5 protein-coding genes, 1 tRNA gene and 2 rRNA genes (1 of these 8 cut by a window edge) are annotated in these 15,874 nt (G+C 67.0%); 1 reads left to right on the top strand and 7 read right to left on the bottom strand.

Features of this window, described 5'->3' with window-relative positions:
- Window positions 1-135 precede the first annotated feature (135 nt).
- From OG584_RS08160 to OG584_RS08170, 3 genes are all read right to left on the bottom strand, one after another.
- Window positions 136-2,931, bottom strand: a complete 2,796-nt coding sequence (locus OG584_RS08160) for a DNA translocase FtsK (protein ID WP_405776533.1) — start codon at window positions 2,929-2,931, stop codon at window positions 136-138.
- A gap of 135 nt (window positions 2,932-3,066) precedes the next feature.
- The gene (locus tag OG584_RS08165; protein WP_405776535.1) at window positions 3,067-3,747 is read right to left on the bottom strand and encodes a two-component system response regulator; all 681 of its coding nucleotides are present in this window, start codon (window positions 3,745-3,747) and stop codon (window positions 3,067-3,069) included.
- A gap of 244 nt (window positions 3,748-3,991) precedes the next feature.
- Window positions 3,992-9,478: a HAMP domain-containing protein gene (locus tag OG584_RS08170; RefSeq protein WP_405776537.1), complete on the bottom strand. Its 5,487-nt coding sequence runs from the start codon at window positions 9,476-9,478 to the stop codon at window positions 3,992-3,994.
- A 261-nt stretch (window positions 9,479-9,739) separates the two neighbouring features.
- Between OG584_RS08170 and OG584_RS08175 the strand changes: the two genes are divergently transcribed.
- The gene (locus tag OG584_RS08175) at window positions 9,740-12,397 is read left to right on the top strand and encodes a SpoIIE family protein phosphatase (RefSeq protein ID WP_405776539.1); all 2,658 of its coding nucleotides are present in this window, start codon (window positions 9,740-9,742) and stop codon (window positions 12,395-12,397) included.
- Window positions 12,398-12,446: 49 nt separating this feature from the next.
- Here the strand turns inward: OG584_RS08175 and OG584_RS08180 are convergent.
- From OG584_RS08180 to OG584_RS08195, 4 genes are all read right to left on the bottom strand, one after another.
- Window positions 12,447-12,519 (bottom strand) — tRNA-Thr (locus OG584_RS08180).
- Window positions 12,520-12,635: 116 nt separating this feature from the next.
- Window positions 12,636-13,313: a DegT/DnrJ/EryC1/StrS family aminotransferase gene (locus OG584_RS08185; RefSeq protein WP_405776541.1), complete on the bottom strand. Its 678-nt coding sequence runs from the start codon at window positions 13,311-13,313 to the stop codon at window positions 12,636-12,638.
- Between the two features lie 96 nt (window positions 13,314-13,409).
- A 5S ribosomal RNA gene (rrf, locus tag OG584_RS08190) occupies window positions 13,410-13,526 on the bottom strand.
- Window positions 13,527-13,604: 78 nt separating this feature from the next.
- Window positions 13,605-15,874 (bottom strand): 23S ribosomal RNA (locus OG584_RS08195) (it continues 855 nt past the right edge of the window).

Consider the following 15,874-nt stretch of genomic DNA (forward strand, 5'->3'; position numbering starts at 1 on the left):
ACTTTGTACGCCATCAGGTCGGCGAATCGGTGGACGACCCGCCGGGCGGACCGTTGGACTACCCGACTGCGGGACGTCCCCGGTCCTCTCTCCAACTTGACGTACGGCCGGATGAAACGGTTGCCCGCCATTCGGTCACGGCTGGGGCTCGCCGCGGATGACGGCGAGCACGCCGTCCATTTCCTCCGGCTTCACCAGCACATCACGCGCCTTGGACCCCTCGCTCGGCCCGACGATGTTCCGGGACTCCATCAGGTCCATCAGCCGGCCCGCCTTCGCGAACCCGACGCGCAGCTTGCGCTGGAGCATCGACGTCGATCCGAACTGCGTGGAGACGACCAGTTCGGCCGCCTGGCAGAGCAGATCGAGGTCGTCGCCGATGTCCCCGTCGATCTCCTTCTTCTTCGCCGTCCCGACCACCACGTCGTCACGGAAGACGGGAGCCATCTGGTCCTTGCAGTGCTGGACGATCTCACCGACCTCCTCCTCGGTGACGAAGGCGCCCTGCATACGGGTCGGTTTGTTCGCCCCCATCGGGAGGAAGAGCCCGTCGCCCTTGCCGATCAGCTTCTCGGCGCCCGGCTGGTCGAGGATGACCCGGCTGTCGGCGAGCGACGAGGTGGCGAAGGCGAGACGCGAGGGCACGTTCGCCTTGATCAGTCCCGTGACGACGTCGACCGAAGGCCGCTGCGTGGCCAGCACCAGGTGGATACCGGCGGCGCGTGCCAGCTGGGTGATCCGGACGATGGAGTCCTCGACGTCACGCGGGGCGACCATCATCAGGTCGGCGAGCTCGTCGACGATGACCAGCAGATACGGGTACGGGGAGAGCTCCCGCTCGCTCCCCTCGGGTGCCTTGGCCTTGCCGCTGCGCACGGCCTGGTTGAAGTCGTCGATGTGCCGGTATCCGTAGGCCGCGAGGTCGTCGTACCGCAGGTCCATCTCGCGTACGACCCACTGGAGCGCCTCAGCGGCGCGTTTGGGGTTGGTGATGATCGGCGTGATCAGGTGCGGGATGCCCTCGTACGCGGTGAGCTCGACGCGCTTGGGGTCGACCAGCACCATCCGTACGTCCTCGGGCGTCGCCCGCACCATCACCGAGGTGATGAGGCAGTTGATGCAGGAGGACTTTCCTGAGCCGGTCGCTCCGGCGACCAGGACGTGCGGCATCTTCGCGAGGTTGGCCATCACATAGCCGCCCTCGACGTCCTTGCCCAGTGCCACCAGCATCGGGTGGTCGTCCTCGGCGGCGTCCGCGAGGCGCAGGACGTCACCGAGGTTGACCATCTCGCGGTCGGTGTTGGGGATCTCGATACCGACCGCGGATTTCCCCGGGATGGGCGAGATGATGCGCACGTCCGGGCTGGCCACGGCGTAGGCGATGTTCTTGGTGAGCGCGGTGATGCGCTCGACCTTCACCGCCGGGCCCAGCTCGACCTCATAGCGTGTGACGGTCGGACCGCGGGTGAATCCGGTGACGGACGCGTCGACCTTGAACTCCATGAAGACGTTCGAGAGCGAGGCGACGACCGCGTCGTTGGCGGCGCTGCGCGTCTTGCCGGGGCCGCCGCGCACCAGGAGGTCCAGTGAGGGCAGCGAGTAGGTGATGTCACCGGAGAGCTGGAGCTGTTCGGCGCGGGAGGGGAGCGGCTGCGACTCCGGCGGTTTCGGCGACTTCTTCGTCAGGTCGGGCACGGCCGCTGTCGCGGGCGCGGCGTCCGCCTCTTCGGACCTCTCGCCACCCGCTGCCTCGCGGGCGGACGGTACGGGCGCCGCGGCCGGCGCGGCGGACGGTGTGGCCTCCGGGCGCTCAACGGAAACGCCCTGGGTCAGGTCCGCCACCAGCGGGGAGGGCGGCAGGCCGTTCAGCACGGCCCCGTCCAGCGCGGCAGCGGCAGCGGCGGCGACGTCCACGGCGTCCATCGGCCGGCCGGCCGACGGCTGCACGGAGGGCCTGCGCGGCTTGCCGCGGCGCTTGGTGAGCGCCTGCTCCTCGGCCGCCTCGGCGTCGTACAGCTCGGGTGTGCGGCCGCGGGGTGCTGCGGGACGGCGGGCCGCGGGCTGCGACTCACGCCACTGCTCCTCGTACTCCTCGTCGTCCTGCTCCTCCTGTCCGGCCCCGGCGGTTTCCGGGTCGACGATGCCCAGCCGGGCGCCGAGCACCCTGAGCCGGTGCGGGATGGCGGTGACAGGCGTGGCCGTGACGACCAGCAGGCCGAAGACGGTGAGCAGCAGGAGCAGGGGTACGGCGAGGACATCGCCCATCAGGAAGATCAGCGGCTTGGAGGCGGCCCAGCCGATCAGCCCGCCGGCGTCCTGCAGGGCCGATGTGCCGTCCTCGCGTCCGGGAGCGCCGCAGGCGATGTGGACCTGGCCGAGCACGCCGATGACCAGTGCGGACAGGCCGATGACGATCCGGCCGTTCGCCTCGGGCCGCTCCGGGTGGAGGATCAGCCTCACGGCGACGGCGCCCAGCAGTATCGGCACGAGCAGATCGAGCCGTCCGAAGGCGCCGGTGATCAGCATCTCGACGAGATCGCCGACCGGACCGTGCAGGTTCGACCAGGTCCCGGCCGCGATGACGAGCGCCAGACCGAGCAGGAGCAGGGCGACGCCGTCCTTGCGGTGAGCCGGGTCGAGCCCCTTCGCACCGCGTCCTATGCCGCGGAACATCGCCCCGACGCCGTGGGCCGCACCGAGCCAGACGGCCCGTACGAGCCGGTACAGACCCCCGGTGGGCGACGGCGCGGGTTTGGGCGCGGGCCTCGCGGCTGCCTTCTTGGCGGGCGCTCTCTTCGCGGGGACGGTCTTCTTCGCAGCGGTCTTCTTTGCCGGAGCTGCCTTCTTGGCGGCACCGGCGGTACGGCCGGCGCGCGGCTTTGCGGTGCCCGCCGTGCCTGGGGAACCCTTGCCGGACGTACGTGAGGCCATGGTCCCGAGGTTACCGGTGTCTGCGGCAACGGACACGTGTGCTTACCGCTTCACCCGTTCGTGTCGCTCCCGTGAACACTTTCTCTTGACGCGTGGTGACGCTCCCTCAGCGGGCGGCGAGCGCCGGACAGGGCGTCAATTCTGCGACGGAAGCGAGGCGGCCGGGCCGCCCGTGCCCGGCTCCAGCGCGTCCAGCGCCCTGCGCAGACCGGTGAGTTTGCGCTCCAGATGGGCGGCGGTCGCCACAGCGGCCGCGTCCGCGGACTCCTCGTCGAGCTGCTTGGAGAGCGCCTCGGCCTGCTCCTCAACTGCCGCGAGACGCGCGGACAGTTCAGCGAGGAGCCCGGCGGGTTCCTTGGTGTCACCGGCCGCGGGAGCGCTGCCGTCCAGCTGGAGACGCAGCAGCGCCGCCTGCTCACGCAGTTGGCAGTTCTTCATGTACAGCTCGACGAAGACCGACACCTTCGCGCGCAGCACCCACGGGTCGAAGGGCTTCGAAATGTAGTCCACCGCTCCCGCCGCGTAGCCGCGGAACGTGTGGTGCGGCCCGTGGTTGATCGCTGTGAGGAAGATGATCGGGATGTCCCGGGTCCGCTCCCGCCGCTTGATGTGCGCGGCGGTCTCGAAACCGTCCATGCCCGGCATCTGGACGTCCAGCAGAATCACTGCGAAGTCATCCGTCAGCAGCGCTTTCAGCGCTTCCTCCCCGGACGATGCCCGAACCAGTGTCTGATCGAGCGCGGAGAGAATGGCCTCCAGCGCCAGCAGATTCTCCGGCCGGTCATCGACCAGGAGGATCTTGGCCTTCTGCACCATGGCCCGTCCTCCTCGTCCCGGCAGTGCACCGGGCGCCGCCCCAGGGGACAGCTCCGTAACGCCGTCCGTCCTTGTGCCGGTCATGGTAACCGCACCCCGCCTGCCACCACACCCTGTCACCGTGATGTCACGGCACATGTAGCAGAAACGCGTTGGGAGACCAGAAGGTTCCCCGAATACATTCGCCTCACACGCCTTCGACCACAGTCAGTCAGCAACTCATCGAGATTGCCTCACCAATCGATCACTCCCCGCGCATCCACTGCTCCATTACCGTGAGCAAATGATCGGGATCGACAGGCTTGGTGACATAGTCGGAAGCGCCGGATTCGATCGCCTTCTCCCTGTCGCCCTTCATCGCCTTCGCCGTCAGAGCGATGATCGGCAACCCGGCGAACTGCGGCATCCTGCGGATGGCCGTCGTCGTCGCATATCCATCCATCTCCGGCATCATGATGTCCATCAGAACGAGCGTCACGTCGTCGTGCTGCTCGAGGACTTCGATGCCCTCCCGCCCGTTCTCCGCGTACAGCACCGCGAGACCGTGCTGTTCGAGCACGCTGGTGAGTGCGAAGACGTTACGGATGTCGTCGTCAACGATGAGCACCTTCTCCGCGTCGAACTGGAAGACCCGGCGCGGCTTCGCCGTCTCCTCGGGCTCCTTCTCCGTCCACGAATCGGGCTCCGCCGTCGCGGCCGTCACACCTGAACTGGCGGGCAGTGCGGGCTGTCCGCCGGCCGGCCCGAGCGCCCGGCGGCGCCGGCGGAACAGCTCCGCGGGCCCGCCCTGGCCGTCCGTGGGCGCCATCCCGGGCGCCTGGCCCCCTTCGGGCCGCACCCCGTCCTGGGCGCCGCCGGGCACCCGCTCCAGGCCGCCGGGGCTGAGCTGCGGGTAGCCCTGCGGAGGCAGCTCGCTGGCGTGCAGCGGCAGGTACAGCGTGAACGTCGAACCGCGTCCCGGCTCGCTCGCCGCGTGGATCTCACCCCCCAGCAGCCTGGCGATCTCCCGGCTGATGGACAGACCGAGCCCGGTACCGCCGTATTTCCGGCTGGTGGTCCCGTCCGCCTGCTTGAACGCCTCGAAGATCACCCGCATCTTGCTGGCCGCGATCCCGATGCCCGTGTCGCTGACCGAGAACGCGATCAGGTCCGCGTCCGCGTCGCGCAGTGAGCCCGCTTCGAGCAGCTGCTCACGGATGGCGTTCGGCACATTGGCGTTGGCGGGCCTGATGACCAGTTCCACCGCCCCGGTGTCGGTGAACTTCACCGCGTTGGAGAGGAGGTTCCGCAGGACCTGCAGCAAGCGCTGCTCGTCCGTGTGCAGCGTCGCGGGCAGTTCGGGCGAGACCCGTACGGAGAAGTCCAGGCCCTTCTCCGCCGTCAGTGGCCGGAACGTCGCCTCGACGTAATCGACGAGCTGGACCAGCGCGATCCGGGTCGGGCTGACGTCCATCTTGCCGGCCTCGACCTTGGACAGGTCCAGAATGTCGTTGATCAGCTGCAGCAGGTCCGAACCCGCACCGTGGATCGTCTCCGCGAACTCCACCTGCTTCGGCGAGAGATTCCCCTCGGCGTTGTCCGCGAGCAGCTTGGCGAGAATCAGCAGCGAGTTGAGCGGTGTGCGCAGCTCGTGCGACATGTTCGCCAGGAACTCGGACTTGTAGCGCATCGAGACAGCGAGCTGCTCGGCCCGCTCCTCGAGGACCTGCCTGGCCTCCTCGATCTCGGTGTTCTTCACCTCGATGTCGCGGTTCTGCTGGGCCAGCAGCTCGGCCTTCTCCTCCAGTTCGGCGTTGGACGCCTGAAGCGCCTTCTGCCGGTTCTCCAGTTCGGCCGAACGCTCCCGCAGCTGCTCGGTCAGCTCCTGCGACTGCTTGAGCAGCACCTCGGTCTTCGAGTTGACGCTGATGGTGTTGACACTCGTCGCGATCATTTCGGCGATCTGGTTGAGGAAGTCCTTCTGGATATGGGTGAAGGGCTGGAAGGAGGCCAGCTCGATCACCCCGAGGACCTTCCCGTCGAAGAGCACCGGCAGCACGATCACATGGGCCGGCGGTGCCTCGCCGAGCCCGGAGGAGATCTTCAGGTACCCCGGCGGCACGTTCTCCACCAGGATGGTGCGCTTCTCCTCGGCGGCCGTGCCGATGAGCGTCTCGCCCGGCCGGAACGTCGTCGGCATGGAGCCTGCGGAGTAGCCGTAACTTCCGTGCATCCGCAGCTCGTACGCGTTCTCCGCCGACGCGCCGCTCTCCGCCGCCGACCCGGTGGGCATCGCCAGGAAGAACGCGCCGTGCTGGGCCGAGACCACCGGTGTGAGCTCGCTCATGATGAGCGACGCCACGTCCACCAGTTCCCGCCGCCCCTGCATCAGCCCCGAGATACGGGCCAGGTTGCCCTTGAGCCAGTCCTGCTCCTTGTTGGCGACCGTGGTGTCGCGCAGGTTGGCGATCATCGTGTTGATGTTGTCCTGGAGCGCCTGGATCTCCCCTGCGGCATCCACATCGATCTTGAGGTTGAGATCCCCGCGGGTCACCGCGGTGGCCACGGCCGCGATGGCGCGCACCTGACGGGTCAGGTTCCCGGCCATCTCGTTCACCGACTCGGTCAGGTCCCGCCAGGTGCCGTCCACGTCGCGCACCCGCGCCTGCCCGCCCAGCTGGCCCTCGGTGCCCACCTCACGGGCCACCCTGGTCACCTGCTCGGCGAAGCTCGACAGCTGGTCGACCATCGTGTTGATGGTCGTCTTCAGTTCCAGGATCTCGCCCTGGGCGTCGATGTCGATCTTCTTGGTCAGGTCGCCCTTGGCGATGGCCGTGGTGACCGTGGCGATCTGGCGTACCTGTCCGGTCAGGTTGGAGGCCATCGAGTTCACCGACTCGGTGAGGTCCTTCCACGTGCCGGAGACCCCCGGCACCCGCGCCTGGCCGCCGAGCGAGCCGTCCGTACCCACCTCACGCGCCACCCGCGTCACTTCGTCCGCGAACGAGGACAGCGTCGTCACCATGGTGTTGACGGTGTCCGCGAGCTGCGCGACCTCGCCGCGCGCCTCCACCGTCACCTTCTTGGTCAGATCGCCGTTGGCGACGGCCGTGGCGACCTGTGCGATGTTCCGGACCTGGCTGGTCAGGTTGTTGGCCATCAGATTCACGTTGTCACTGAGGTCTTCCCAGATACCGGTGACCCCGCGCACCCGGGCCTGCCCTCCGAGGATGCCCTCGGTGCCGACCTCGCGCGCCACCCGTGTGACCTGCTCGGCGAACGAGGACAGCTGGTCGACCATCGTGTTGACGGTGGTGACCAGTTCGAGGATCTCGCCCTTGGCGTCGACAGTGATCTTCTTCGACAGGTCGCCCTTGGCGACCGCCGTGGTCACTTCTGCGATGTTCCTGACCTGCGAGGTCAGGTTGTTCGCCATGAAGTTGACGGACTGGGTGAGGTCCTTCCAGGTCCCGGAGACGCCCTGGACCTCCGCCTGCCCGCCCAGGATGCCCTCGGTGCCCACCTCGCGCGCCACCCTCGTCACCTGCTCCGCGAACGACGACAGCTGGTCGACCATCGTGTTCAGGGTGTTCTTGAGCTCCAGGATCTCGCCGCGCGCGTCCACGTCGATCTTCTGCGACAGGTCACCGCGCGCCACCGCGGTCGCGACCTGCGCGATGTTGCGGACCTGAGCCGTGAGGTTCCCGGCCATGCCGTTGACGGAGTCCGTCAGATCCCGCCACACCCCGGCCACACCGGGCACCTGCGCCTGACCCCCGAGCCGGCCGTCCGTACCCACCTCACGGGCGACCCTGGTCACCTGCTCGGCGAAGGCGGAGAGCTGGTCGACCATCGTGTTGATGGTGTTCTTGAGCTCCAGGATCTCGCCGCGCGCGTCCACGTCGATCTTCTGCGACAGGTCACCGCGCGCCACCGCGGTGGTCACCTGGGCGATCTGCCGGACCTGCGACGTGAGGTTCCCCGCCATGAAGTTGACGGAGTCGGTGAGTTCCTTCCACGTACCGCTGACACCGTCCACCCGGGCCTGCCCGCCGAGCCGTCCCTCGGTGCCCACATCACGCGCCATCCGCGTCACCTGGTCGGCGAAGGAGGAGAGCTGCGCCACCATCGTGTTGACGGTGTTCTTCAGCTCCAGCATCTCGCCGGCCACGTCCACCGTGACCTTCTGCGACAGATCGCCGTTGGCGACCGCCGTCGTGACCTGCGCGATGTCCCGCACCTGTCCGGTGAGGTTGCGGAAGGCCGTGTTCACCGAATCGGTGAGGTCCTTCCACGTGCCGGCGGCGCCCGGCACCTCGGCCTGGCCCCCGAGACGGCCCTCGACCCCGACCTCGCGCGCCACCCGGGTCACTTCCGAGCCGAAGGACTGCAGCTGCTCCACCATCGTGTTGACGGTGTTCTTGAGCTCCAGCATCTCGCCGGCCACGTTCACCGTGACCTTCTGCGTCATGTCGCCGTTGGCGACCGCCGTGGTCACCTGGGCGATGTCCCGCACCTGCGTCGTGAGGTTGCGGAAGACGGTGTTGACGGAGTCGGTGAGGTCCTTCCAGGTACCCGCGGCGCCCGGTACCTGCGCCTGGCCGCCCAGCAGCCCCTCGGCGCCGACCTCGCTGGCCACTCGTGTCACTTCGTCCGCGAAGGTGCGCAGCGTCTCGGTCATCTGGTTGATGGTCTCGGCGAGCTGGGCGACCTCGCCGCGCGCGCTCACCGTGACCTTCTGCGAGAGATCACCGTTGGCGACCGCGGTGGTGACCTCGGCGATACCGCGCACCTGGGACGTCAGGTTCCCGGCCATCGTATTCACCGAGTCGGTCAGGTCCTTCCACACGCCGGCCACACCCGGCACGGCCGCCTGGCCGCCGAGCTCGCCCTCCGTGCCCACCTCACGGGCCACCCGGGTCACCTCGGAGGAGAACGAGGACAGCTGATCGACCATCGTGTTGACGGTGTTCTTCAGCTGGAGCATCTCTCCGGCCACATGGACCGTGACCTTGCGTGACAGGTCACCCCGGGCAACGGCGGTGGTGACGAGAGCAATGTCACGCACCTGCGCGGTGAGCCGGTACGCCATGGTGTTCACCGAGTCCGTGAGGCCCTTCCACGAACCGGACATACCGCGCACCTGGGCCTGGCCGCCCAACTTGCCCTCGGTGCCGACCTCAAGTGCGACGCGCGTCACCTCGTCGGTGAACGCCGACAGCTGGTCGACCAGGTTGTTGACCGTACGGGCGACCTTCAGGAACTCGCCGCGCAGCGGCCGCTCCACACCGTCCATCGCCTGCGAGCGCAGGTCCATCCGCTGTTCGAGATCGCCTTCGGCCACCGCCGAAAGCACCCGGCCGACCTCGGACACCGGCCGTGCGAGATCGTCCACCAGCTCGTTCGACGCGTCCACCGCGGCAGCCCAGGAGCCCTCGAGGGCCCCCGTCTCCAGCCGCTCGGTGAGCTTCCCCTCGCGGCCGACCATCCTGCGCACCCGGGCGATCTCACCCGTCAGATGGAGGTTCCGGTCTGCGACCTCGTTGAAGACCGCCGCGATCTCGGCCATCGTGCCGTCACCGGAGACCGTCAGACGCCGCCGGAAGTTCCCGTCGCGCATCGCGGCCAGAGCCGTCAGCAGTCTGCCCAGGGCAGCGGCGTCCACTTCGATTGTCCCGTGGTGTCGCTTTTTGGGCGACTGTCCGCTTTTTGCGCGCGTGTTCTTGTCACGCGCCGCCGTGCCAGACTCCACCGTGTCCCTCCCGCAGGGGTTGGCCGTACTGCCCAGGTGTCTTGAGAAGCGTGCCCAGTGTTTCACCATGGGAGTACCAGGCCATAACAGTTCGGCAGCTTTGCATACCGTCCCCACCCACTCGGGGCGGAAACCCGGTAACCGGCATCCGCTCGGACCGCGAAGGTAAGTAACCTGGCATCCGGCTGTCCAACCGTCCCGGTCCGCCCGGCGGGGGCGGAGGCACCAGTACTACCACCGGGCAGCGAGGGGCGGGCCGACATGGCAGAGCCGGGCGTCGAGACGCGTACGAGGAGTTCTGTGATCACCGCGCGGGCGGCTGCCAGTTTCGAACCGGTCGGGCGGTCGGTAGCGACCGCCCGCACCTTTGTCCGTGACACCCTCCAGGGCTGGGGGTATTCCGACGTCGTCGACGACGCGGTCGTCCTCACCAGCGAGCTGGTCACCAACGCGGTGGTCCACGCGGGCACCAACGCCGATGTCCTGTGCCTGCGTACGGAGGAAGGCATCCGGGTGGAGGTCGCCGACCACTACCCGGAGCGCGAGGTCCCGCTCCAGGGCACGGACCAGTCCTTCGGGAGCCCTGACCGGGAGGGCGGCCGCGGGCTGCTGCTCTGCGCGGCGCTCGCCTCCCGCTGGGGTGTCGACTACACACCCACCCAGAAACAGGTCTGGTTCCAACTCGACCTTCCGCAGCGCCCGGTGGGCGCGCGCTCGGCCGGACCGCTGCTCCCCGCGGAGCTCCTCCCCGTGGCCGACGGGCGGCTCCGGGTAGCGGTGATCCAGATCGACCGGACCGGCGCGGTCTCCTCGTGGAACGAGGACGCGACGGAGCTCTTCGGCCACCCGGCCGAGCAGGTCGTCGGCAAACAGCTCACCGACTTCGCCGCCTGGCCGCACACCCCTGGCACCGGCACCGGCATCGCCGACGCCCTCCAGCTCTCCCGCTGGGAGGGCAGCTACGGCATCCGTACCGCCGACGGCAGAGTCGTCCCGGTGTACGCCTCCCATCTGCGGGTGCGGGACGCGCAGGGCGAACCGAGCACTGTGTGCCTCCTGGTCAACGACTACGAGCGCGCGATCCTCCAGACACCTGCGCGCACCCCGCAGAACGACTCGAACTCCTTCTCCGACCACCGCACCGCCGACCCGTTCGAGGTCTTCATCGGCTCCCCCGCCCCTGACGACCTCGACGGTCTCCTCCAGCGCACCGTCGAGCGCGCCCGGGACATGCTCGACGCCGACGCCGCGTTCCTGCTCCTCGCGACGGACGACGAGACGGAGCTGGAAGTACGGGCCACGACGGGACTGCCCTCCGCCCGGCAGCGTTTCGCCCGCGTCCCCGTCGAGGCGGGCACCGGACGGTACGGATCGGCGCGGATGCCCGCCGTCCACGAGGACCTGGCGGCCGTACCGGGCGCCGTGCCGCTCCTGAACGGCACCGGCATGCGCTCGGTCGTCACCGTCCCGCTCAAGGTCGAGGGCCGCCTCACCGGCTCCCTCGGGGTCTCCACGGAGGCTCCCGGCCGGTACTCCAACGAGCAGGCGCTGCGTCTGCAGTTCGCCGCCGACCGCATCGCGCTCGCCGTGGAGTCGGCCCGCCTGGGCGAGCTGGAGAAGCTGCGCCGCGGCTCGCTCTCGTTCCTCGTCGAGGCGTCCGACCTGCTTGCAGGCACCCTCGACCGCGATCAGACGCTTGCCCTGATGGCACAGATGACCGTGCCGACACTGGCCGCCTGGTGTGCCGTCTACACGATCGCCGACCAGTCGTCGGAGCCGTACCTCTCGTACGTGCTGCACGAGGACGAGGAGCGCATCGACGGGCTCAAGGCACTGCTCTCCCGCATCAGCCCGCCCGAGCCGGTCCCGACACCGGGTGCCCGGAGCTGGGCGGCGCCCGGTGAGGCGGCGCACCAGGCGGCTCTGACGTCGTCGATGCGCAGCCTCGGCCTCGGGTCGAGTCCGGCGCTCGGTTCGGGCATCGGCACCACGCTCGCCACGGCCGCAGCGGTCGGCGGCGAGACCGTGGTGCTGCCGCTGGTCGCCCGTAACCGCGTCATCGGCATGCTCACCCTCGGCAAGCCGTCCGACGACCACTTCCGCCAGGAGATCCTGGAGCTCGCGGAGGACCTCTCACGCCGTGCGGCGCTCGCCCTCGACAACGCCCGCCTGTACTCCGAGCGCACCGCCATCAGTCAGGCCCTGCAGCGCAGTCTCCTGCCGCCGGGCCTGCCCGATGTGCCCAATGTCGAGGTCGAGGTCATCTACCGGGCGGCAGGCGAGGGCAACGAGGTCGGCGGCGACTTCTACGACCTCTTCCCGATCCGGGACGGCGCCTACGGGTTCGCCATCGGCGACGTCTGCGGCACGGGACCCGAGGCGGCCGCGGTCACCGGCCTGGCCCGTCACGCGCTGCGCCTGCTCGCCAGAGAGGGCTTCTCGGGCCCCGCTGTCCTGGAGCGGCTCAACGCCGCCATCCTCGACGAGGGTTCCCGGAGCCGCTTCCTGACGCTCCTGTACGGGGAGCTGTGGCCCCAGGAGGACGGCAGCGCCCTGCTCAAGGTCGTCTGCGCCGGGCATCCGCTGCCACTGCGGCTGCGGCAGGACGGCACGGTGGAGCCGGCGGCGGAGCCGCAGCCGCTGCTGGGGGTGATGGAGGACCTGGAGCTGTACGAGCAGGATGTGACCCTCCAGCCGGGTGACGTGCTCCTGTGCGTCACGGACGGCGTCACGGAGCGCCGCGAGGGGACACGCATGCTCGGCGACGACGGCCTGGCCGTCGTCCTCAGCACGTGCACCGGGCTGACGGCGGGCGCGGTGGCCGGCCGCATTCTGCGCGCGGTGGAGCGGTTCGCCGCCGAGCCCGCATCGGACGACATGGCGATCCTGGCCATGCGGGTGCCCGAACCGCCCAAGTAGCGGATACGCGAAAGGCCCCCGCCAACCGGCGGGGGCCTTTCGGTGTGAGAGCCCCAATACGGAATCGAACCGTAGACCTTCTCCTTACCATGGAGACGCTCTACCGACTGAGCTATTGGGGCGCAGCAACAAGGTAGATCATACCCGAAGCCGATGGTGCTTCCCGCCACCGCGCCCTCTCTGTTCTGCCCCCTTTCCGTCTTCTCGCCTCCGGTGGCACGGGGCCGAAGCGCGGGGCTCAGAAGGCGGGTTGGAGCAGACCACCGAGTGCGTTGCAGGAGGAGACCATGCGCTGGAGTTCCCGCCGGCGCAGCGGACCGTGCACCGGAAGCGCGAGTGTCTCGTCGGCTGCCCGCTCGGTCTCGGGCAACCGCACGTCCCGGCGGAAGGCCGGCATGCGGTGCACGGGCGTGGTCACGGGCACCTCGCAGCCCACTCCCCTGCGGCGCAGGGCCTGAGCGAACGCGTCACGGTCGGGGCGCCCGTTGCCCGGGACCCGGACGACGTAACGCTGGTAGGTGTGGGCCGCGTGGTGCACCGGCGTCCGTACGCCGGTCAGCCGGTCCCCCAGATAACCGGCGTGCGAACGGCGTTGCTGGACTTCGTCCGCGGATGCGACGGAGTCTGCGGGCCCGACGACGAGGAGCCCGTGCAGCCGCCCGAGCTCGACGATGCGTGCCAGGTCCGGGGGGTGCCCGAAGGTGGAGACCGCCACGACAGCGGCGGTACGTGGGGTGAGTACGGCAGCGACCGCTTCCGGGTCGAGGCAGTAGCTCTCAGGATCTATGTCGGCGAAGACGGGCCTGGCTCCGGCCATCACCACAGCCGCGGCCGCTTCGGCGTCACCGTATGCCGGCACGACGACCTCGTCGCCGACCCGGACGCCTGCGGACTTCAGGAACCTCGCGGTACTCATGGCTGCATGCTGCTCGCCGCACGTGAACACCAAGTGACAGGGCATAAAAAAACGTCGGCCCCTGAACCGAAGTTCAGGGGCCGACATTGAAAGATTGTTCGGCGGCGTCCTACTCTCCCACAGGGTCCCCCCTGCAGTACCATCGGCGCTGAAAGGCTTAGCTTCCGGGTTCGGAATGTAACCGGGCGTTTCCCTAACGCAATGACCACCGAAACACTATGAAATTAACCAACACCGGATACAACACGGTCGTTCGTTATTTCAGAACTAACACAGTGGACGCGAGCAACTGAGGACAAGCCCTCGGCCTATTAGTACCAGTCAGCTCCACCCGTTACCGGGCTTCCACATCTGGCCTATCAACCCAGTCGTCTACTGGGAGCCTTAACCCCTCAAAGGGGGTGGGAATACTCATCTCGAAGCAGGCTTCCCGCTTAGATGCTTTCAGCGGTTATCCTTTCCGAACGTAGCCAACCAGCCATGCCCTTGGCAGGACAACTGGCACACCAGAGGTTCGTCCGTCCCGGTCCTCTCGTACTAGGGACAGCCCTTCTCAATATTCCTACGCGCGCAGAGGATAGGGACCGAACTGTCTCACGACGTTCTAAACCCAGCTCGCGTACCGCTTTAATGGGCGAACAGCCCAACCCTTGGGACCGACTCCAGCCCCAGGATGCGACGAGCCGACATCGAGGTGCCAAACCATCCCGTCGATATGGACTCTTGGGGAAGATCAGCCTGTTATCCCCGGGGTACCTTTTATCCGTTGAGCGACAGCGCTTCCACAAGCCACTGCCGGATCACTAGTCCCGACTTTCGTCCCTGCTCGACCCGTCGGTCTCACAGTCAAGCTCCCTTGTGCACTTACACTCAACACCTGATTGCCAACCAGGCTGAGGGAACCTTTGGGCGCCTCCGTTACTCTTTAGGAGGCAACCGCCCCAGTTAAACTACCCATCAGACACTGTCCCTGATCCGGATCACGGACCGAGGTTAGACATCCAGCACGACCAGAGTGGTATTTCAACGACGACTCCACAACCACTGGCGTGGCCGCTTCAAAGTCTCCCACCTATCCTACACAAGCCGAACCGAACACCAATATCAAACTGTAGTAAAGGTCCCGGGGTCTTTCCGTCCTTCTGCGCGAAACGAGCATCTTTACTCGTAGTGCAATTTCACCGGGCCTATGGTTGAGACAGTCGAGAAGTCGTTACGCCATTCGTGCAGGTCGGAACTTACCCGACAAGGAATTTCGCTACCTTAGGATGGTTATAGTTACCACCGCCGTTTACTGGCGCTTAAGTTCTCAGCTTCGCCACACCGAAATGTGACTAACCGGTCCCCTTAACGTTCCAGCACCGGGCAGGCGTCAGTCCGTATACATCGCCTTACGGCTTCGCACGGACCTGTGTTTTTAGTAAACAGTCGCTTCTCGCTGGTCTCTGCGGCCACCCCCAGCTCACCGAGTAAATCGGATCACCAGAAATGGCCCCCCTTCTCCCGAAGTTACGGGGGCATTTTGCCGAGTTCCTTAACCATAGTTCACCCGAACGCCTCGGTATTCTCTACCTGACCACCTGAGTCGGTTTAGGGTACGGGCCGCCATGAAACTCGCTAGAGGCTTTTCTCGACAGCATAGGATCATCCACTTCACCACAATCGGCTCGGCATCAGGTCTCACCCTTAATGTCATCCGGATTTACCTGGACAACGGGCTACACCCTTACCCCGGGACAACCACCGCCCGGGTTGGACTACCTTCCTGCGTCACCCCATCGCTTACCTACTACCACCTTGGTTCGACGGCTCCACCACTTCCCTTTCCCCGAAGGGTCCAGGACGGCTTCACGGCCTTAGCATCAGAGGATTCAGTATTGGGCGTTTCAAAGCGGGTACCGGAATATCAACCGGTTGTCCATCGACTACGCCTGTCGGCCTCGCCTTAGGTCCCGACTTACCCTGGGCAGATCAGCTTGACCCAGGAACCCTTAGTCAATCGGCGCACACGTTTCTCACGTGTGTATCGCTACTCATGCCTGCATTCTCACTCGTGAACCGTCCACAACTCGCTTCCGCGGCTGCTTCACCCGGCACACGACGCTCCCCTACCCATCCCAGCCCCCGTTGGGGGTATGTGCTGGAATGACACGACTTCGGCGGTACGCTTGAGCCCCGCTACATTGTCGGCGCGGAATCACTTGACCAGTGAGCTATTACGCACTCTTTCAAGGATGGCTGCTTCTAAGCCAACCTCCTGGTTGTCTCTGCGACTCCACATCCTTTTCCACTTAGCGTACGCTTAGGGGCCTTAGTCGATGCTCTGGGCTGTTTCCCTCTCGACCATGGAGCTTATCCCCCACAGTCTCACTGCCGCGCTCTCACTTACCGGCATTCGGAGTTTGGCTAAGGTCAGTAACCCGGTAGGGCCCATCGCCTATCCAGTGCTCTACCTCCGGCAAGAAACACACGACGCTGCACCTAAATGCATTTCGGGGAGAACCAGCTATCACGGAGTTTGATTGGCCTTTCACCCCTAACCACAGGTCATCCCCCAGGTT

The sequence above is a fragment of the Streptomyces sp. NBC_00859 genome, assembly GCF_045161865.1.
Taxonomy (GTDB): domain Bacteria; phylum Actinomycetota; class Actinomycetes; order Streptomycetales; family Streptomycetaceae; genus Streptomyces.

Coding starts and splice junctions, on each gene's coding strand:
- OG584_RS08185 (WP_405776541.1), bottom strand. CDS start 13,313: ATGAGTACCGCGAGGTTCCTGAAGTCCGCAGGCGTCCGGGTCGGCGAC.
- OG584_RS08160 (WP_405776533.1), bottom strand. CDS start 2,931: ATGGCCTCACGTACGTCCGGCAAGGGTTCCCCAGGCACGGCGGGCACC.
- OG584_RS08165 (WP_405776535.1), bottom strand. CDS start 3,747: ATGGTGCAGAAGGCCAAGATCCTCCTGGTCGATGACCGGCCGGAGAAT.
- OG584_RS08175 (WP_405776539.1), top strand. CDS start 9,740: ATGGCAGAGCCGGGCGTCGAGACGCGTACGAGGAGTTCTGTGATCACC.